General features: G+C 55.3%; 17 protein-coding genes. 12 read left to right on the top strand and 5 right to left on the bottom strand.

What is annotated here, in order from left to right:
• Positions 1-5: 5 nt before the first annotated feature.
• Genes hpaD through ACR0BT_RS07910 form a run of 3 tightly spaced genes read right to left on the bottom strand, consistent with a single transcriptional unit; the run spans position 6 to position 2,806 of the window.
• The gene (gene hpaD / locus ACR0BT_RS07920) at positions 6-857 is read right to left on the bottom strand and encodes a 3,4-dihydroxyphenylacetate 2,3-dioxygenase (protein WP_480762883.1); all 852 of its coding nucleotides are present in this window, start codon (positions 855-857) and stop codon (positions 6-8) included.
• A gap of 51 nt (positions 858-908) precedes the next feature.
• Positions 909-2,420, bottom strand: a complete 1,512-nt coding sequence (gene hpaE, locus ACR0BT_RS07915; RefSeq protein ID WP_170663431.1) for a 5-carboxymethyl-2-hydroxymuconate semialdehyde dehydrogenase — start codon at positions 2,418-2,420, stop codon at positions 909-911.
• A 2-nt stretch (positions 2,421-2,422) separates the two neighbouring features.
• Positions 2,423-2,806, bottom strand: coding sequence for a 5-carboxymethyl-2-hydroxymuconate Delta-isomerase (locus ACR0BT_RS07910; protein WP_170596489.1), 384 nt, complete (start codon positions 2,804-2,806; stop codon positions 2,423-2,425).
• Between the two features lie 105 nt (positions 2,807-2,911).
• Between ACR0BT_RS07910 and hpaR the strand changes: the two genes are divergently transcribed.
• Complete coding sequence (gene hpaR / locus ACR0BT_RS07905; RefSeq protein WP_170394006.1) at positions 2,912-3,352, top strand: homoprotocatechuate degradation operon regulator HpaR; 441 nt, start codon at positions 2,912-2,914, stop codon at positions 3,350-3,352.
• Between the two features lie 34 nt (positions 3,353-3,386).
• Here hpaR and ACR0BT_RS07900 read toward each other — a convergent pair whose 3' ends face one another.
• Together ACR0BT_RS07900 and ACR0BT_RS07895 are read right to left on the bottom strand one after the other, a co-directional pair.
• Positions 3,387-4,739, bottom strand: coding sequence for an aminotransferase class III-fold pyridoxal phosphate-dependent enzyme (locus tag ACR0BT_RS07900; RefSeq protein WP_170663429.1), 1,353 nt, complete (start codon positions 4,737-4,739; stop codon positions 3,387-3,389).
• 31 nt (positions 4,740-4,770) lie between these two features.
• Positions 4,771-5,550: an IclR family transcriptional regulator gene (locus tag ACR0BT_RS07895; protein ID WP_170596484.1), complete on the bottom strand. Its 780-nt coding sequence runs from the start codon at positions 5,548-5,550 to the stop codon at positions 4,771-4,773.
• A gap of 109 nt (positions 5,551-5,659) precedes the next feature.
• On the opposite strand from ACR0BT_RS07895, the gene ACR0BT_RS07890 reads away from it, so the two are divergent.
• From ACR0BT_RS07890 to ACR0BT_RS07840, 11 genes are all read left to right on the top strand, one after another.
• A complete protein-coding gene (locus tag ACR0BT_RS07890) occupies positions 5,660-6,589 on the top strand; it encodes a tripartite tricarboxylate transporter substrate binding protein (protein WP_170732666.1) in 930 nt (309 codons plus the stop codon).
• A gap of 62 nt (positions 6,590-6,651) precedes the next feature.
• The gene (locus ACR0BT_RS07885; RefSeq protein WP_170394014.1) at positions 6,652-7,188 is read left to right on the top strand and encodes a tripartite tricarboxylate transporter TctB family protein; all 537 of its coding nucleotides are present in this window, start codon (positions 6,652-6,654) and stop codon (positions 7,186-7,188) included.
• Positions 7,189-7,198: 10 nt separating this feature from the next.
• A complete protein-coding gene (locus ACR0BT_RS07880; protein WP_170509171.1) occupies positions 7,199-8,731 on the top strand; it encodes a tripartite tricarboxylate transporter permease in 1,533 nt (510 codons plus the stop codon).
• A 5-nt stretch (positions 8,732-8,736) separates the two neighbouring features.
• A complete protein-coding gene (locus tag ACR0BT_RS07875; protein ID WP_480762882.1) occupies positions 8,737-10,221 on the top strand; it encodes an aldehyde dehydrogenase in 1,485 nt (494 codons plus the stop codon).
• Positions 10,222-10,294: 73 nt separating this feature from the next.
• Positions 10,295-11,527 (top strand): Tm-1-like ATP-binding domain-containing protein, encoded by a 1,233-nt coding sequence (locus ACR0BT_RS07870; protein WP_480762881.1) that lies wholly within the window; start codon positions 10,295-10,297, stop codon positions 11,525-11,527.
• Positions 11,528-11,858: 331 nt separating this feature from the next.
• Positions 11,859-12,227, top strand: a complete 369-nt coding sequence (locus tag ACR0BT_RS07865) for a putative quinol monooxygenase (RefSeq protein ID WP_170561940.1) — start codon at positions 11,859-11,861, stop codon at positions 12,225-12,227.
• A gap of 208 nt (positions 12,228-12,435) precedes the next feature.
• Positions 12,436-15,795 (top strand): adenylate/guanylate cyclase domain-containing protein, encoded by a 3,360-nt coding sequence (locus ACR0BT_RS07860; RefSeq protein WP_480762880.1) that lies wholly within the window; start codon positions 12,436-12,438, stop codon positions 15,793-15,795.
• A gap of 43 nt (positions 15,796-15,838) precedes the next feature.
• Positions 15,839-16,780: a hypothetical protein gene (locus ACR0BT_RS07855; RefSeq protein ID WP_480762879.1), complete on the top strand. Its 942-nt coding sequence runs from the start codon at positions 15,839-15,841 to the stop codon at positions 16,778-16,780.
• Complete coding sequence (locus ACR0BT_RS07850) at positions 16,767-17,243, top strand: hypothetical protein (RefSeq protein WP_480762878.1); 477 nt, start codon at positions 16,767-16,769, stop codon at positions 17,241-17,243. Before ACR0BT_RS07855 ends, ACR0BT_RS07850 begins: the two co-directional genes overlap by 14 nt.
• Positions 17,240-19,144, top strand: a complete 1,905-nt coding sequence (locus ACR0BT_RS07845; protein WP_480762877.1) for a GMC family oxidoreductase — start codon at positions 17,240-17,242, stop codon at positions 19,142-19,144. The genes ACR0BT_RS07850 and ACR0BT_RS07845 overlap by 4 nt, the downstream gene beginning before the upstream one ends.
• Entirely contained in the window at positions 19,141-20,229 is a 1,089-nt protein-coding gene (locus ACR0BT_RS07840) for a ferritin-like domain-containing protein (protein WP_480762876.1), read from the top strand. Before ACR0BT_RS07845 ends, ACR0BT_RS07840 begins: the two co-directional genes overlap by 4 nt.
• Positions 20,230-20,350: the final 121 nt, after the last annotated feature.

The raw sequence follows: 20,350 nt of genomic DNA, 5'->3' as shown, positions 1-20,350 counted from the left end.
TCCTGTTAAACGGGGAAGATGACGTTGGTCTGACCAGTGCCGGAGCTTGGGAAATACTCAGTCACAACCTCGCATTTCTTGTCATAGGTATCCCACCCCAGCGCGCCGTAAAGCATCGACGTGTCGTGCATCGAGCCTTCGCCGCAGCAGAAATTGGCATAATCGCCCAGCATCTTCAGGAACGTGGCATGATCGCCGTTCTTCCACATCTCAAGCACATGCAAGTCCATCTGACGGTTGAATTCCGAGCTGATGGTGAAAGTGCCGTTATTGGCGGCATAATCCTTGTTCGCCCAGATCTTGTGCGACAACGAGCCTGACGCGACCAACAGCACCTTTTCATTACTGGCCTCAACCGCTTCACGGATGGCCTCACCAATGACCCTGCTTTCGTCATGGCTATGCACCGTGGCCCAGGCCGCGACTGAGACGACTTTCATATCATGCTCGCGGCTCATGAAGCGCATCGGGACCAGCGTACCGTATTCCAGTTCGAGACTGTCCAAGTGATGCGCTAAAGTGTATACGCCTTTGTCCGACGCGATCTTTGCGATGGCATCACCCATTTCAGGATTGCCCTCATAGGAATAGGGCAGGTCCTGGATGAACTGCGGGAACTCGTTCGACGTGAACAGACCTTCGAATTTTTCATTGGCGTTGATGTGGAACCCGGCATTGATCACCCAATGCGTGTCGCAGATGATCACCGTGGTCGCCCCCAGCGCTTTTGCACGGCGCGCGATTTTGCGGTGACCATCAATGGCAGGCTGGCGTTTGCCTTTAACCGGGCCTTCCTGCTCAGACATGAGCAGAGTCGGCACATGGGTCATTTTGGCGGCAAGAACGATTTCTCCCATGGTCTGCTCCTGGAGTTAAGGTTTTTCGCGCGATTGTCGTCTGAGGGGCCGCTATAGCTTACCCAATTGCATGATCTTGTGCTGGCCTGTGGCAAAGCCGACATGCTTTTGTTCCATGTAGAACTCAAAGCTCCAGTCGCCGCCATCGCGACCGATGCCAGACGCTTTGACCCCGCCAAACGGTGTGGGCAGATGGCGCACGTTTTCCGAGTTCACCCAGATCATTCCGGCCTCAAGCTTGTCCGTGAAACGTAACGCGCGGGTCAGATCGTTGGTCCAGACATAGCCGGTCAGACCATATTGCGTGTCATTTGCGATCTGCAGCGCCTCCTCCTCAGTCGAGAACGGGATCACGGTCAGGACAGGGCCAAAGATTTCCTCGCGTGCGATGCGCATTTGATTGTTAGCGTTAGTAAACAGGGTGGGCCGTACGAAGTACCCCTCTTCGCCCACCTTGACGCCACCGGCCGCGACGGTCGCGCCGTCTTCCTTGGCGATGTCGAAGTATGAAGTGACCTTGTTGTAATGCTCTTCCGTTACAAGAGGGCCAATCTCGGTTGCAGGGTCCAACGGGTGGCCGACTTTGATATTGTTCACGCGCTCGATCAGCTTGGCTTCGAACTCTTCCTTGATTGTATCTTGTACCAGCAACCGCGAAGAAGACGTGCAGCGTTCGCCGTTGATCGAATAGATCATGAAGATCACCGCATCCAGCGCGCGATCCAAGTCGGCGTCGTCAAAGACGATTACCGGGTTCTTACCGCCCAACTCCAGATGCATCCGTTTCAGCGTATCTGCGCCTTGCTTGGTTATGATGCTGCCCGTACGGCTTTCACCGACAAAGGCAATGGCTTTGATCAATGGATGTTCGGTCAGCCGCTTACCGGCGTCTGGACCAAAACCGTTGACAGTGTTCAGCACACCCTTGGGCAGACCGGCCTCTTCCGCGATTTCGACCAATAGCCGCGCAGACAGCGGTGAATCTTCAGCCGGTTTGTGGACGACCGTACAGCCAGCGGCCAGTGCCGGAGCGATCTTCCATGTCGAAAGCATGAACGGGGTGTTCCACGGCGTGATGACACCAACGGGCCCGATTGGGACGCGGGTGGTTATGTTCATCAGTGTCGGTGATTTCAGGTGTTGACCATCCCGCGCCTGAACCACCTGATCGGCAAAATAGCGAAAATTCTCAGCCCCTCGCAGAGCGGCTTTGGACATAAAGCGCAGGGTCTGACCGGTATCCCAGCATTCGCACAGCGCGATCTCTTCGGCTCTTGCCTCAATGCCATCTGCAACTTTAAGCAATATCCGGCGGCGCTCCGTAGCGGGCATGTCGCGCCAGTCTGCAAAGGCATTATGCGCGGCCTGTGCCGCCGTATCGATATCTTCCGCCGTGCCATGGGCAACGTCGCAGATCACCGATTTGTCCACCGGAGAGATCGACTGAAACACCCCTGCTGACCCATCTTGATCTTCTCCTGCGATCCGGTTCTTTATCCCAGTCCTCTTGAAACGGGCAAGGAAACCATCAAGCCGTTCAATATTCTTGTGCAGGTCACTCATGGTCAGGCCTCCAGATGGTCGCGGATCGTGCCGGTTTTGGGGGAGAGGTCGGGATCGATGTCGCGCATCTCAAGCGACAGCGCGATGGAATGCTGGCTCATGGCGGGCTCCAGATAAGTTCGGGCCGCCTCGAAGATGCGCTGCGTTGCGTCCTTCTTGTCGGCCTGCGAACGACCGGCCCGCAGCCGGATCGAGATATCGATGAACCCATGCTTTGGATTTCCGTCTGCGATGGCATGGTGATCAACACGGATCGCTCGGACGCGAATGCCTGCTAGCGGAAAGGTGTCAATCTCAGCGGCCGTTGCACGGATGCAATCGCACAGACCGCCCATGTCGATCCTGTCTTCCAGATTCCCGGAATATTCGACGTGAAAATGCGGCATGATTCCTCCGTTATTAATTAACATGTTTAGCATTATGAGATTATGTCGTCAAGAAGTTGCGTTGTTAATCTTTGCATTTCCTGGGGCAGCACACTAGAAGGCGGCATGAACACTCAAAGCCATACCAAGAGCACCTCAAGGTCGCTTCCCATTGCATTATTGCGCGCCCGCGAAACGATCATGGCCCCCATCAGGGACATGCTGCAGGATATACAGATATCCGAGCAAAAATGGCGCGTCCTGCGCGTACTGGATGAGCTTGGCGAGGTCGAGCAAAGCGCTATCGCCAAAGAAGCTTGTCTGTTGCTGCCCAGCCTGACGCGAATATTGCGCAGCATGGAAGCCGATGGGCAGGTCACACGTCGTCAGGACAGCCAGGATAAAAGGCGGACGATGGTGATGATTACAGATGCGGGTCGGCAGATTTTGAAAGACAACCTGCAAGCGTCATTGGCCATTTCAAATAGTATTGAGGCGCAGATGGGGCGAGAGAAGCTTGATGAGCTACTGGACCTGCTTGAAGAGCTGCAAGCTGTTAAGGTTTGACCCCGCCAGTTGGCAAGCGGGGTCTGCGCGACGACTACAAACTCGACAATCCTGTATCCAGCGCTGACAGGATCTTCGCAACATCGTCGGATGTGACAATCAGAGGTGGCGAAATGATGATGTTGTTGCCAGATACGCGCACCATCACACCATCCTCATAAGCTGCCTTTTGCACCTGTATTGGCAGTTGTTTGGCAATCGGCGCTTTGTTTGCGCGGTCCGAGACCAGTTCCAGCGCGCACATAAGGCCCTCGCCCCCTCGGACGTCACCGATCACCTCGTGCTTTTCAGCCAGTTTCTTCAAGCCCTCGAACAGCTCATCCCCGCGTGCTGCAGCGTTTTCCCAAATCCGCAGACGATTGATTTCTGAAAGAGCCGCCAGTGCCGCCGCCGCGCCGACGGGGTGACCGGAATAGGTGTATCCCTGATCAACGGATGCCAACCCGGTTGTGTCATTTTCAAATACCTCGGCAACTGCCCCCGAGATCATCGCGGCGCCAAACGGGAAATAGCCATTGGTGATCGCCTTGGCCGTCGTCATGATGTCAGGCTGGACGCCCCAATGTCTCGCTCCGCTTTCACTACCGGTTCGACCAAACGCCGTGATGATTTCGTCTGAGATCAGCAGAATACCGTTCTTCGAACAAACCTCACGCACCATGGGCATAAAGCTTTTGTGCGGCGGAATTACACCGCCAGCGCCCAAAATCGGCTCCATGATGAAGGCGGCAACCGTGTTGGCCCCCTGGAACGCAATCTCGGCTTCAAGCGCTTTGACGCAAAGCTGAGCCAGGCGTTCAGGGTCGGTTTCGTCAAACGGGTTGCGATAGGTCCAAGGCGCAGGCACATGAAAACAGCCTGGCATCATGGGTTCATACACGGCGCGGAACTTCTGATTGCCGTTAACCGAAGCGGCAGCGAAATGAGTTCCGTGGTATCCTTGCTTAAGGCTGATGAACTTGGTGCGACCAGGCTCACCCCGAACTTTGTGGAACTGACGCGCAAGCTTTAGTGCGATTTCCACAGAATCCGATCCGCCCGAGGTGAAAAAGGCGCGTGTCAGCCCGTCAGGGGCAAAGAACTGCGCCAGTTCGTAAGACAGCTCGATCGCCTTGTCGTTGCTCGTGCCCCGGAAGGTCGAATAATAAGGCAGGGCGTATAGCTGGTCGGCGATCGCCTGTTTCACCGGATCGCAAGAATAGCCCAGGTTGACGTTCCAAAGGCCACCTACGGCGTCGATGGCCTTGTGCCCGTCCACATCGATGATGCTAACTCCTTCCCCGCCGGTCAGAATGGTCGGAGGGTTGTTCCGGCTGTCGGCCGGGTGCGCCATCGGATGCCAGAAATGGCGGGCGTTGTTCTCCTTAAGAAAGTTGGAGTCTTTCATGTTGCGGTTCTCCGGGGTTGTCCACTTTCGCTCATGGGTGGAACTCGGTTGGAAAGGCCTCGGGCATTTGGCCGCCGAAATTTGCGGTCAGATCGCGCGAGAGGGATTGAAGGGATTTCAGGATCAAGGGCAGGCGCTCATAAGTGGCTCTAATCTCGGGCACGGCGATCGAAATGGTTCCAAGGGCGATTTGATCGATGCCAAAGATTGGCGTTGCAAAACCAAAAACACCTTCTTCGTAGCTGCCGTTGCTGTTGGCCCAGCCAGCCCGCTGGATCAGAGCAACTTTTTCCTTGATCAGATCCGGGTCTGTCAGGGTGGATTCGGTGAAACGTACCTGCGCTTCCTGATCCAGACGATCCAGCAGGAAAGGTGGGCCAAAGCTGAGCATACATAGACCCGCCGCAGTCGCGTTGACCGGGATTATCTCGCTTGGATCAAGGCTGACGCGAACGCTGTGCTTGGTTGTCTCAACCACGATGGCGGTTTGCAGGCTGCCCTGTTCCAGCAGCGTTAGGTGCAGGCTTTCGCCAACCTCCTGCATGGCCAAGTGCATTTTTTGGCGCGCGCCTTCAAGGCCGGGTTTGGCAATCTCGCGCAGTGCCGCAAGCCGCAGCGCAGCTGGTCCGATGGTATAGGTCTTTGACTGAGGGTTTTGTTCGATCAACCCGAATTCTTCAAGCGCTCGTAGGTGACGCAGGGCTGTCGCCTTGTTCAATCCTGACAGGCGCGCGGCCTGACTCAGGCCGATTTCGGCCATCGTGTTTGAGAATAAGTCCAGCATTTTTAGGGCATTAAGTGCGGCACCCATGTGTTTTGCCTCCTTCCGTTGATGTTATCCTTGACAGAATGAACTTAACAAAGCAAGATTATTATTGTTAACACGGTTCAAATAATGAACCATACACTGGGAGGTGTAAATGAAAAAGTTTATTGCGGCAGCCGTGATGGCCGCCTCTGCAACGGCCGCTTTGGCAGAATACCCCGAAAAGCCCGTATCCTTTGTGGTTCCTTGGCCTCCGGGTGATCTTGAAGACGTCCTGACCAGAATGATCGCAGATGAATTTCAGGCGATGTACGGGGTACCGGCAGCTGTTGTGAACAAGCCCGGCGGCGGTGGTGGTCCTTTCCCCGGCGCAGTCGAAGTCGCCACAGCACCGGCGGATGGCTATACGATCGGGTCGTTTGTGATTGGTGTTCCGGTCATCGGGCCCGAGATTGGTATTCCTGAATTGAACCCGAACCCGTTTGAACCGATCGGCATCTTCCTGACCTACCCGTTCGTAATCGCGTCGAGCAAAGACGCCCCGTTCCAAAGCTGGGATGAGTTGGTGGAACACGGCAAGTCAAACGACGTGGCACTCGGCCACTTTGGCTCGGTTCTGCCACCCACGCAGGTTACTTTTGCCGCCGCTGTCAGCAGCGGTTTCGACTTTGCCAGCGAAGCCGCGTTCGATGCGCTGGACTGCAACACCTTGGCGTCCGGTGACGTTGATGTCATCAACACCACGCTCCAGCTTATTCTGCCCTGTCTGGATGAAGTGAACGTGCTGGCCAGCATCGGCGGCGACCGGATCGCTCTGGTACCGGATACGCCGACAGTGGTTGAGCTTAACCCAGACCTGCCATTGGCGCTGTGGAACGGATTGTTTGTTCACAAAGACACGCCGCCCGAGGTTCGCGAAAAAATCACCGCCGCAGCCCAAAAAGCACTGCAATCGGACAAGGCTAAAAAGCTTGCCGAAGAAACCGGTGCGCTGATCTATTGGCAGGATCCCGATGCTTCGAATGCCCAGATCGAGCAAGATAAAGCGTCATTCGCCAAAATAGAAGAGATTCTAGGCGAGTAACACTCCGGATCGAGGCGCGGGCAGTGATTTCCGCGCCTTCTTCATAGGGCTGGGAGGATGAAATGATCGCAAGAACGCTTCAGGACATGTTCAAACGGTATCGCCGTCCGGGTGATATTGTCTTTGCCGTATTGTTCCTGGCTTTCTCGGTGTTTCTGCTGTCTCAGCTTGGGGAGCAGACACAGGTCGTCAAGCGGACCAAATGGTTTGCTCAACCCGGTCTGTGGCCCACCGTTGCCGTGTGGTGCATGGTCTTGTTCAGCTTTTTACATTGGCTCAGCTCTGCCTTATCCGATCGGATCGATGGTCGTTGGGCCGAGGTCGGGTTTTGGGTCCGGTCTCTGGAATATGTGGCTTATTTCCTGATTTATGTCCTACTGGTGCCACAGCTTGGCTATCTGCCGTCCACCATGTTGTTCGCGGTGTTTCTGACGCTGCGCTCAGGGTTTCGAGGCTCGGGCGCGATCGGCATCGCAGCCCTGTTCGGCTTCGTCGTCACCATCGTGTTCCGAGCGTTTCTGCAAGTCAAAATCCCAGCAGGGGCTGTCTATGAATACCTTCCCGACTCGATCCGCGCCTTTGCGCTGACATATTTGTAGGGAGGCACGTATGGATACCCTTCTGTCCGGTGTTTCAATCCTGCTGCAATGGCAGGTCATCGTGGCCTTGTTCATCGGCTCGATCGGTGGTGTCATCATCGGCGCGCTGCCCGGTGTGGGCGCTGCCGTTGCCATCGCCATCCTGTTGCCCGCAACCTTTGCCTTTGAGCCCATCGTCGGTCTGACCTTGTTGTTGGGGATTTACGGATCATCCATGTATGGCGGCGCGATCCCGGCCATCCTGATCAACACGCCCGGTACGGCGGTCAATGCGCTGACGACCTATGATGGCTATCCAATGACCAAGCGCGGCCAAGGCCACAGGGCGTTATCGCTGGCTTATTCAGCTTCATTCTTCGGGGGGGTCTTTGCCATCATCTGCCTGATGGTCCTCTCGCCCGTGTTGGCCATGATCGCCCCGCATTTTGGCAGCCGCGAGATTTTTTTGGCCGCGTTGCTAGGTATTGTTCTGGTCGTTTTAGCCCATCGAGGACAGATCTTTGCAGCAGGTATGCTTGCTGCATTTGGCGTCTTTTTGAACACGGTCGGACTGGAGCCCGTCAAATATACGCGCCGCTATACATTCGATCAAAGTTGGCTGGCGTCAGGCGTTGACCTGATCGTGGTTGTGCTGGGCCTGTTTGCGCTCAGCCAGGCTTTTCTTTTGCTGTTGGAAAAGAACCACGCACCAGAAGACACTCACGTCAGCGGGAATATCTTTGCAGGTTTGAAGGAACTGTTGGGCCTGAAACGGATCGCTACCGTTTCTTCAAGCATCGGGGTATTCATGGGCATGGTGCCGGGAACGGGTGAGTTCACTTCGCAGTTTCTGTCCTACACCTATGCTCAGAAAAGCTCGAAAAATCCCGACAAATTCGGCGATGGCTCGCCCGAAGGGTTGGTGGCATCCGAAGCCGCGAACAACGCCGTGCCGGGGGCAGCGATGATCCCCCTACTCGCCCTCGGTATACCCGGCGAAGCGCTTACGGCGATGATGCTGTCGGTCTTCTATGTTCACAACGTGATCCCCGGCCCGCAACTGTTTGAGAACCAGATGGATTTCGTCATGGCCCTATATATGGCGCTGATCCTGCTGAATGTGATCGTTCTGGTCTTTCTGCTGTTCTCTACAAACCTGCTGCTTAAGATCATTCAGATTCCCACACGCTTCCTGGGTGTGATGATTCTGATCTTAGCCTTTGTCGGGGTTTATAGTTTACGCAACTCGATCACCGATTGCGCGATCGCTGCTGGTTTTGGTGTCTTTGGCCTAATCCTCAAACGGCTTGATCTGCCAATTGTTCCAATCATCCTGGGTATGGTTTTGGGCGGAATCATGGAAACCAAGCTTCGCAGCGCAATGGCTCGGGTCAAGACGCCGCTGGACTTCATCGACCGGCCCATCGCAGCCATCCTGTTCTGCCTGATCGTGCTGATCCTGATCCTGCATTTCCGCACGCTGTACTACGAGTTCAAAAACAAGCTACGCCCCGAACCCCATGTCCCGGCCGTGGATTCCGACCACCCGAACCAACAAGGATAGCTTTCATGGATCAGTCTTCCATCGATGCCTTGCGCGTGCAGGAAATTGCCACACGCGGACACTTTATCAATGGCGATTTCCGTGCCGGTGAAACTGGCGCCCTGCATGAGGTGCTGTCGCCCATCGACGGCCAGCCTCTCGCTCAAATCGCCGAGGGCAGCCCGGCGGATGTGAATGCAGCGGTGCGCGCCGCGCGGACCGCGTTTGAGGATGGCCGGTGGTCGCGCATGGCCCCTGCAGGACGCAAGAAGGTTCTGCTGAAACTGGCGGATCTGATCGAATCCCGCGCGCTCGAGATCGCGGTGCTGGGCGTACGTGACAACGGAACCGAGATCAATATGGCCTATAAGGCCGAGGCGCTCTCGGCTGCCGCCACCTTCCGGTATTATGCCGAAGCCATCGACAAGGTTTACGGTCAGGTTGCCCCGACCAGCCATGACGTTCTGGGCCTCGTGCATAATGCGCCTGTCGGTGTTGTCGGGGCGATTGTGCCCTGGAACTTCCCGCTGATGATCGGCAGCTGGAAAATCGCCCCTGCCCTTGCAGCGGGCAACTCCATCGTCTTGAAACCGGCAGAAAGCGCATCGCTCAGCCTGTTGAAAATCGCTGAACTGGCTGCCGAAGCCGGAGTTCCGGATGGCGTCTTCAACGTGGTGACCGGGCGTGGTTCGGTCGCGGGCGAAGCTTTGGCCTTGTCGATGGATGTGGACATCATGGTCTTCACGGGATCCGGCGCGACAGGTCGGCGACTGCTGGAATACTCGGCGCGGTCCAATCTGAAACGCTGCTATCTGGAATTGGGTGGCAAGTCTCCAAATATTGTTTTCGCTGACGCGCCCGATTTGGCGGAAGCTGCAAAGGTCTCGGCCGCCGGGATTTTCCGCAACTCCGGACAGGTCTGTATCGCGGGCTCGCGCCTGCTGGTGCAGCAGGACATCTACGAGGATTTTGTCGCCGAGATCACGCGCTACGCCGCAGCCTTTCGCGTTGGTGATCCGTTGAACCTGAACAGCCAGATTGGTGCCGTGCACAGCCTGCCCGAGTTAGAGGCCAATTTGGAGTTCGTTACCAAGGCCGAAGCTGAAGGTGCCGAACGTCGTACGGGCGGAAACCGCATTCTGACCGAAACCGGGGGCTACTATATGTCCCCTACAGTTATGGCAGGTGTCAAAGAAACGGATCATCTGTTTCAGAACGAAGTCTTCGGCCCAGTCTTGGCCGTGACCCCCTTCAAAGACGAAGCCGAGGCGATCCGGCTTGCCAATGCCACAGTCTATGGGCTCGCAGGCGCAGTTTGGACCTCGAACCTCAGTCGCGCGCATCGCATGGTGGCCGAAGTGCGGACCGGGGTCATGCATGTGAACACCTATGGCGGCTCGGACCTGACCGTTCCGCTTGGGGGCGTGGGTCAATCCGGGAACGGGCATGACAAATCTTTGCACGCGCTTGAGAAGTACTTTGAATTGAAAACCGCCTGGATAAAGCTCTGACTGCGGGGTGTCTGTACGACATGTCTTCACCGCTTTGTCTGGGGCCCATAGGTCGCATTAATAGGAGGAACCAATGACCACAAAGACAATCCTGCTGATTGGGACCTACGACACGAAAGAACCCGAGATGCGGTTCATCGAACAGGCGATCAAGGCGCAGGGCGCGGAAGTGTTGACGATGGATGTCTCGGTATTGGGCGACCCTTTGGAGCCAACCGACATCTCCAAGCACGACGTCGCCCAAGCGGCTGGAATGACCATCGAAGATGTCATCGCACAAGGGGACGAGAACAAAGCCTTTCGCGTGATGTCAGACGGTGCCTCAAAGGCCGTTACCCAAGCCTATGCGGATGGGCGATTTGACGGGATGCTGGCGACCGGGGGCACTATGGGCACCGATCTGGCCCTGGACTGTGCACAGGCCTTGCCCATGGGGGTGCCTAAATACATCGTGTCGACCGTCAGTTTTTCTCCGCTGATCCCGCCGCACCGACTGGCTCCGGGCATTCAGATGATCCTGTGGGCCGGGGGGCTCTATGGTATGAATTCGATCTGCCAGTCTTCGCTTGCGCAAGCGGCCGGCGCTGTTGTTGGTGCCACAAAGGCTGCCACAATACCGGATCGCAGCAAACCGCTGATTGGGATGACCAGTCTTGGATCCTCGTGTTTGCGCTACATGAAAACGCTCAAACCAGCGCTGGAAGAGCGCGGGTTCGAGGTTGCCGTTTTTCATTCCACCGGAATGGGCGGCATGGCTTTCGAAAAACTGGCGGGTGAAGGGGCGTTTGCCTGCGTCATGGACTTCTGCATGCAGGAATTCGGGAACCTGATGGCGGGTTCCGTGGTCTCCAGCGGTGAGGATCGCGTGACAAATGCCGGGCGTGTGGGCACACCACAGCTGGTTGCGCCAGGCGCGCTGGACCTTTTGGACTTTGCCGGATGGCAGGACATCCCTGACCAGTATGCCGACCGTCCATTTCATGAACACAACCGCCTGATAAAAAGCTCGGTCTTCAATGGCGATGAACGCCGTGCCTGGGTGCGGGAGCTTGCCAACCGATTGGAGGCCGCAACTGGCCCGGTTCACTTTTTTCTGCCCGTTCACGGGGTCGAAGCCTGGGACAAGGAGGGTGAAGAGGCGTATGATCCCGAAGCCCTGGCCGAGATGATGGATGAGGCCCGTAAAGTCATGCCCGGGCGCGTTCCTATGACCGAAATAGACGCACATATCAACGATGCCGCGTTTTGCGATCATGTATTGGCCCAGTTCGATGAATGGGTCGCAGAAGGCGTGGTCGCAACATAAATTCAGGATTTACGCCCGTCTTTATGATATACACGCAGGTCAAACACAGCCTCGGTGGCGGTGAGTTCGGGCGCATTCTTCCACGTGCGGCCGACTTGCAGATGGATGCATAACCATCACCGCTTGGATACTTGTTAAAGACTATTTTTCGGCGGAACCGTGTCACCGGTTCAAGGTGGCCAAAGACCTGCGCAGTAAGTGAAGAATTGAACTCAACAAATGCCCAGGATTAGCGACCCGTTCCGCCGGTGACGTTGCCAATATTGAGCGGCAACCAAACCGTTGGACCCGCATTTAGACGATCGGTCCAACCCATGAAAGGAGCGAGGAAATGCTAACCACGATTGCGATTTGGTATCTGAACCCAGAAACCCGGTCCGAAGGTATTGCTGCACTCCGGCGGCTTGCTAGGGACGTCAAGAAAAACGAACCTGATACCTGGGGTTACCTTGTGCACTCAGGTGGCGCGGACTCGGTCCCGCCATGCGATGACGATAAGATTGTGTTCGTGGAAATCTACAAAAACGAAAAGGCATTCAAAAAACACCTGAGCAAAGGATCGGATTTTTCGAAGTTCCTGAAAAAAAGTGGTCACCTTTTTCTTTCTGCCCCAGGGAGCAAGAGCCCATTCTTTCAGGTCATGAACGTGGATCGCATTCAGGGATTCGTGCGCCCCGAAGCTGGGTCGAGCAACGGCTAAAGGTAGGTCGGGCGATCCCGGCCGCCCCAAGGAAACCCTGTAATTTTGTTGATCCACGGGGCTTTGCGCCGGGTAAAGTTGTAGCCTGGTTCATCCATCAGGAATTGTTGGGCGACGCATTGTTGATATTATGTTATAAGAAGCCGTGATTTCGTTCTATCGTTTCTAATTTTGACCTGATCTATCTAAACTTACGAAGGCGACCATTTTGGTAAGTCCTGACGTTAATTGCCCAAATTGTGGTTCGGCCAATCCTGCCGGATCGAAATATTGCCAAAGCTGTGGAAACGCCCTGTCCCTTACGTGTACAGCGTGCGGAGCCCCAGCTTTGCAAAAGGCAAAGTTCTGCACGGCCTGCGGTGCGTCTGTGGTCGGATCAGCGCCGGTCAAAAAGTCAGAGCAAGACAATTCACCGCCACTAACGCCCGCACCTGAAAATGTTGCGGAACGGCGGCAACTGACCGTCATGTTCTGCGATCTGGTTGGTTCTACCGCGTTGTCCGAAAAATTTGATCCCGAAGACTATCGTGAGCTTATCACCCAATATCGCGATCTGGTCGGTAGCACGGTTGCGAAATTTGGCGGTGAGATTGCAAATTATGCGGGTGATGGTGTGGTGGCTGTCTTTGGTTACCCCGTCGCCCAAGAGGCCAGCCACTATTCGGCCGCGCTCTGTGCGCTTGAAATTACCCAGATGGCGGAGGGTATCGAGGTCGGATTCTCCAGCCAGCCGGTTGCGACCAACGTTCGTATCGGAATGCACACTGGACCCGTTGTTGTTGGCACCGCCAACAGCTCGTCACTGGACGAAAAGATGTGGCTGTTCGGAGACACACCAAACGTGGCGGCCCGTATTCAGTCTGTTGCCGAGGTCGGGCAGGTTGTGATCTCCGAGGTGACGCGACGCCTGATCGGAGAACGGCTTGACTTTGTTTCACTCGGCGCGCCGCAATTGGCAGGCGTCAGCTCTCCGCTAGAGCTGTTTGAGGCCCGGCAGAAGGTTTTGGGGTTCGAAACGGGGCGCAAAGACTTTTCACACGACAAAACACCAACCATCGGTCGGACGGCGGAAATTGCCTTGGTCCGATCTCGGTGGGAGGGTGCGCTGGAAGGTGAAGGGCAAGTGCTGTTGCTGACCGGTGACGCCGGTGTCGGAAAGTCCAAGATCGCCTTTGGGCTAAGCGATGACTTGGCCGACGAAGATGCATCCCGATTCATTCTGTTCGGCTCACCACTTCATCAAAGCAGCGCATTTTATCCGATAAAAAATGCGCTTACGGCGTTGACCGGAATGACACCTGATGAGACTCCAGAACAGAACCGGGCTAAGATCATCGGGTTTTTGTCTGAACTCGGTCTCGATGATCCTGACTGTGTTATGCCCATTCTGCGCCTAGTGGCGCTGGAAGACACTTCAATCCCGGCTGAACCAATGGCGCCTGAACGGGAAAAGGGTGCGTTGATCGAAGCGTTGCTGCGGCTTTGCGCAGGATTAGAACAATCTTCACCGCTAATGTTGTTGCTGGACGACGTACATTGGTTCGATGCTTCCACGCTTGAGTTTGTCGACGGATGGGTTGAACAACTGTCAAACCGGCGCTGCCTGGTCTTGATGACGGCCCGCAGTGAATTCCAGTCACCCTGGCGAAACCAGTCACATGTCACCACCTTGGAGCTGAACCGTCTGGTCCGGCGCGATATCTTCAAACTGGTTGAAAGCATTTCGGGGATCCGGCCTTCGGATGAGGTTCTGACCCAGTTGGCAGACCGAACCGATGGCGTGCCGCTGTTTGTCGAAGAACTGACTAAAATGGCGATGGAATCCGGTCTGCTGGCAAGCCGGGGGCAAAGCAAGGCCGAGTTGTCCATGGCAATTCCGGAGTCTCTGCAGGATTCCTTGATGGCCCGGCTGGACCGGTTATCCGCCAGCCGCGAGATCGTGCAGGTCGCTGCTGCAATCGGGCGCAACTTTGAAAGAAACCTGCTTAGCCACGTTTTGAAATGGAGCGACCAGGAAATCACCAGAGCGTTGGAGCAGCTACTTGAAACAGAGTTGATTGTTCCCGCCGGGCTGAGAGGCGTGGAAGACACATATCGGTTCCGTCACGCCTTGGTACAGGATGCGGCGTATCAATCCATGCTGCGTTCGACGGCGTCCAGATGGCACGGTCAAATCGCGGCGGTTCTTGAAGAGAACTACAAGGAAATTGTTAAACACGAGCCAGAGATTCTGGGCCATCACTATTGGCGGGCCGGTGATTATTTGGCGGCCGAGCTCAATCTTATGCGGGCCGCGCGCCAGGCATTGGATCATTCTGCAAATGTTGAGGCCATCACCCATCTGCAACACGCCCTGGAATGTCTGCAGGAACTGCCTGCGTCGCAAGACCGCGACCGGCGCGAGATTGATCTGCAAATCACCATCGCGGTTCCTTTGGCGTTTGTACGAGGATACGCACATAGTTCGGTCCTCTCCGCTTATGCCCGGGCGCAAACCTTGTGCCGTGAATACGGCGAAACAGAGCGGTTGTTCAAAGTTGTCTACGGCCAGTTCCGATCGACAATGCTGGGGGGCGAATATGCGGTCTCGAAACAGAATGCGGATCGCCTGGTGTCGCTATGTCAGGATCTGAAAAGCCCTCTTGCCATTGTCTCCGCCGAGAGATCACTTGGCTCGCTACAGACATATCTTGGCCAGCCGCAGGACGCCCTAACGCATCTGCAGGCAGGGATTGATGTCAATCTGTCGCTTGAGCACCGGTTCATGGGACTGGATTTTGACGTCGTTGATCTATCCGTGGCGCTTCAGGGATATCGTGCGCTGTCTTGCTGGTTGTCAGGCGACACGAAAAGCGCTTTGGAAGCGATCGAAAAGGCCGTGCTTCACGCTGAAGAAACAGCGCATCCCTTCAGTCAATCCTTTGCAAATGCATTTCTGGGTTGGATCTCGCAGTTCCGCGGTGATGAAGACCTTGTACTGGAAAGCTCGGCCAATCTGATTGCGCTTTCAGAGGAGTACTCGTTTCAGTTCTGGCGTGGATGGGCGCGGATCATGAACGGATGGGCACGCCGGAACGAGTTGGGCGACGGCGCGCTGAAGGAAATCGAACTTGGTCTTCAGGAATGGCGGGATACCGGCTGCCGGCTGGGGTTGAGTTTCTTTCTGTATCTTTATGCAGACGCGGCCATCCTGCACGGACATCTCGAACTCGCAGAAGAGCTTTTGGACGAAGCCGAGCAGATCACGTTGGGTGGGGGGGAACAATTCTGGATTGTCGGTTTGACCCGGCTAAGAGGACGTCTGGCGCTTGCCCAAGGTCATGAAGCAGCGTGTATCGATCATTTCGAGCAGGCTGTCAGTTTGGCGCTGGACCGCGGGCATTTTGGTCCGCTGCTGCGTACGATCAAAGAGCTGGCAAAGCTTGATCCAACCCCCGATTGCCTGAACCGGATCAAAAAAGCGGTTGAAGAAGTCGCCGGGTTCGATGGTCCGGATTTGGCCGAGACACGCGCTATTCTGAGAAAACTTGGAACTGCAAAAACGGAGAGCTCATCACAGGACATTTGAAACATTCGAGATAGTCAAAGCCAGTCGGGAGGACATAGCCATTATGACTAAGAAGAAATCAAAAGGTGACCGCTGCCATCAGACGAATGTCACCGGTGTCATGCCAAAACTGCCCAAGCAGTTTGATACGTTTCCCTTCTATTATGCCTCTCTGCAATGCCAATGGATGTATTGGTATACCTCGGTCGAAGCCGCCAAACCCTTCGTCAAGGGTACAGGATTGTGCGTGGCGGAGTTCCCCGATGAAAATGGAAAGAACAAAGCTGTCATTCTATTGAATTTTCAACGCTACACCGCCCACTATGACAATTCCTTGGGCTTTGTGAACGAGGTTGAATTTAACCTTCTGGCTTACCCTTCGAACCGGGTGCCCGGCGTTCCGAAGATGTCCCTGACCGAGTATCTGCACGGCCGCGATCAGACCAAAACCATCGGGCATCTGCGAATACACGTAGCCGCAGACAATGCGGTTGCAGTCAAGGCTGGGCGTCAGGCCTTTGGCGAGCCCAAGTTTCTGGGGCAGTTCAATTACAAAGTGCCGTCGCTGAACGCCAAGATGAAAGGCCATCCGCCAATCTCTCCGAAATCCTGGTGGATTCAATTGGTCAACCCCGACGATCCGCAAACCATCGTCTACGATTTGACCGCCGATTTGGGAAAGCTCAGTGGCAATCAGTGGACGACAACAAATTGCACTCCGATCCCAGAATTCGCGACCGGTCTTGGCCGCACAGTTTGGACCCGCTGGACAATCTCGGGCCTCTTCGAAACTGCAATGCTGGACAACAAGGACGGCAAGCGCATCGCCAAGACATTCAAACTGAAACTCGGCAACAACGATTTCCCGATGACACGGGACATGCATCGGTTGTTCACCGACTTCACCCCTGTCGCCGTACAGGTTTTTGAAAGCCCCCCCACCTGCTTCGAGCCGCGCGGGTTCTACGTGGATGCCATTGATGGAGACCGCCATGTCACAGCATGACAACAGTCCCGCCCATCAAGCCTTCCTGTCGGTCAGCGCGGCATTGACGGGTTACAATAGTGCCGAGTTGCAAGGGACCGGGTGCACCGGGGAATACTGGCATCAATTCCGACAGGTTCTACCAGAAGAGATTTTGAGCCGGTTTCTGTCTCACGCTCAATCCCTCGGGCAAGGGGACGATGATCAGATTATCCGCCAAACTTATCTGTCGGACAGGTGCCTTGGCCCGATTGCGCGTTCGCTGATTCAGCTTTGGTACACTGGTCAGTGGGTTCCGCTTTCGCAAGAATGGCGCGAAAGCTACGGCGCTTCTCGCTTTGATGTGGTCAAGATCATCTCGACACGCTCGTACAAGGAAGGGTTGGTCTGGGACGCCATCGGTGCCCATCCCATGGGGGCAAAGCAGCAGGGTTTTGGTGCTTGGGCGCTTGAGCCTCCTCAGAAACGGGAGGCGGGCCAATGAACGCGATTACAGACGACGGCAGAACCTATGATGTGGTCATTGTAGGGGCAGGATTTTCCGGTGCCATTCTGGCGAAAGAGCTTGTGTCAGCAGGGCATACAGTTCTGATCCTCGAGGCCGGTGCAGATCACGGTAAAACGTGGGAGACCTACCGATCCTATCTGGATCAGTACTACCTCTCGTTGGCGAAAACACCGAACTCACCCTATCCGGATCTGCCGACTTTGCCGTCACCTTCGGTGCTGGACATTACGGCGGTTCGCGGCACCGAACCGGACACGAACGGGTACTTTGTTCAACGTGGCCCGTTGCCCTTCGGCAGCAACTATCTGCGTGCCTATGGCGGAACCTCCTTGCATTGGCTGGGCACCAGCCTTCGGATGATGCCCGCAGATTTCGAAATGCAGAGCAGGTTCGGCCAAGGGGTCGATTGGCCATTTGGCTACAAGGATATTCGATCCGACTATGAAAGAGCCGAGTGGGAAATCGGCGTCTCTGCGGACGCCGAGGAACAGACACCCAGAGCATTGGGAATAAAGACCTCGGGCAAGCATGATAACCGGGGGTACTTTGCTAAAGGATATGACTTCCCCATGCACTCGATACCCTCGTCTTATATCGACGGGTTCTTTGCCCGGGCAGACGGCATGCCCATTGAAATTGGCGAAGACCCTAAAGATACAGTTAGACTGAAAGTCTCACGCACTCCACAAGGCCGCAACTCAACCCCGCGCAAGCCAAAAAATGCCAATGGCATACCTGTGGGCCGTAAGATGAGGCCCCAATTCCGACCGCGCGGGTCAACCGGCCCGTTTGCTTATATGGGCCAACGATGCGAGGGCAACTCAAGCTGTATCCCGATCTGCCCAATCCAGGCAAAATACAATGCGATGAAGACGCTGGAAGATGCCAAGCACATTCGCAAACATCACATGAAAACAATCACGCAAGCCGTGGCGTCCAAGGTCGAGCTTGCCGAAAGCGGTCGGGTTTCGGGTATCGTGTACAAGAAATACCCGTTCTCCGGTGTTGCGCAATACGAACTGCGCCGTGCCAAGGGCAAACAATACGTCCTTGCTGGTGGAGCGGTGGAAAACGTAACTCTTGCGCTGGCTTCCGAGATTTGTCGGACCAGCGGCGAACTGGGCCGCAACCTGATGGATCATCCCTACATGATGACTTGGGGTTCTGCGCCCGAGCCGGTTGGTCCGTTTCGTGGGCCGGGATCGACGTCAAGCTACGCCAATTTCCGGGACGGGACCTTTCGTGACAGAACTGCCGCCCATAGGCTCGAGATCGGAAACTGGGGCTGGAACTTTGCCACCGGGGCCCCAAACACGGATGTGGCGCGCTTTGTTGAACAGGAGAACCTCTTTGGCAAAGCGCTTCGTGACAAATTATATCACGATGTTCAAAGACAGGTTCGCATCGGTACGATGGTCGAACAACTGCCCCGCTCGACCAACCGAGTCACGATTGATCCCGCCTATCGCACACCGATGGGCGAATATCGCCCTGTCATCAGCTATGATCTGGATGACTATTCGCGGGCCGGTTTGGCAACTGCCTATGACACTTGCACCCAGATTTTTCAGCGCCTGGGTATTCGAAACCACACGGCCTACAACCCGTCTGACGCCGGATATTTCACCTATGACGGCCGGGGATACACGTTCTTTGGCGCAGGTCATCTTGTCGGAACCCATCGGATCGGAACGCACCCGCGCAATTCGGTGACTAATGACGTAATGCGAACCTGGGATCACGACAATTTGTGGATGGTAGGCGCCGGATCAATGCCAACAATCGCAACATCGAACCCGACACTCACGATGTCGGCAATGGCTTACCGAGCCTCCAGAGCAATATCGGATGCTGTTCGGAAAGGGGGTGCAAAATGACCTCGAAAGACAAACTGCAGAAAGAGCGCGCGACACTGTGCAAACTGTTTCAGGACGCGCTTATTCTTGAACTCACTACCATTCCTCCCTATGCGACTGCGTGTTATTCGATCCTCGAACAAGGCCAGTATGACCGGTCTGAGCCAACAATCGTAAACGCCGAACCCATCGAAGTGATCCGGCAGGTTATGGTCGAAGAAATGCTCCACATGGTTCTTGCGGCTAATGTCATGAATTCGATTGGCGGAACTCCGGAGCTGAACAATCCTAAGCTGCTGCCCAAATACCCCCAGCCATTGCTAAACGGGCGCGGTCCAACGGTTTATCTGCGCAGGTTTACGCCAGACCAAATAAAGAGCTTTCGTGCGGTTGAAACGGCACCAAAAGATGAAAGAGCTGCGAAAAGCGGTGATTATCATACGATCGGAGGTTTTTACATCTACATCCGGGAAAGGTTGCGCAAAGCGTGTGATACTTATGGGGATGCCGCGATATTTACAGGTAATGAGGTACGACAAATCACCAACGCCGACTATTTCGGAGCTGGAGGTGAGGTGATCGAGGTGATTGGTACCCCGTCGCAGCGCCGTAAGGCCGCGCTGAAGGCGATAAAGAAAATCATGGATGAAGGGGAAGGCGCAGACCTTGGTCACAGAGCTGGCGACAATGACATCATCCCTGGCCCTGATCACCGCGAGGATGTTGCGCACTATTTCAAGTTCAACGAAATCCTGCACAGCCGGTATTATAAACCAGATGACAGCATAGACGGCCCGCCCACCGGTGGCGACCTCATCGTCGATTGGAGCGCGGTATCCCCGATGCGGGATGATCCGTCCGAAAAAGACTTCAAGAACGCGCCAGAGATCGAAGAAATATCTGCCGAATTTAACGCGGCCTGGTCCGGCCTGCTTGATGGTCTGCACATTGCGTTCAACACGGACAAGACTGCGCTAAGGTCACTGGTCCCAGCAATGTATGACATCAAGTCTCTGGCGCAGAAGTTGATGCGTATTCCTTTGCCGGATGGATCAGGGGAAACTGCCGGGCCAACTTGGACGTATCTTGCAAGGACAAAGAGTTGATCGCTCGTTTCGTTGCAAGTCGATGAATACGCGCCGCAGCTATTTGGTCAAATTCGGAAAGCAATAATTTGCTGTATTAACAGCAGCATAGCGCAGTCCTGAATCGGCCAAAATGATCTGA

It is taken from the genome of Ruegeria sp. CJ6, from assembly GCF_056536665.1.
The sequence above is the reverse complement of the archived record's forward strand: the minus strand, read 5'-3'. Positions and strand labels throughout refer to the sequence as shown.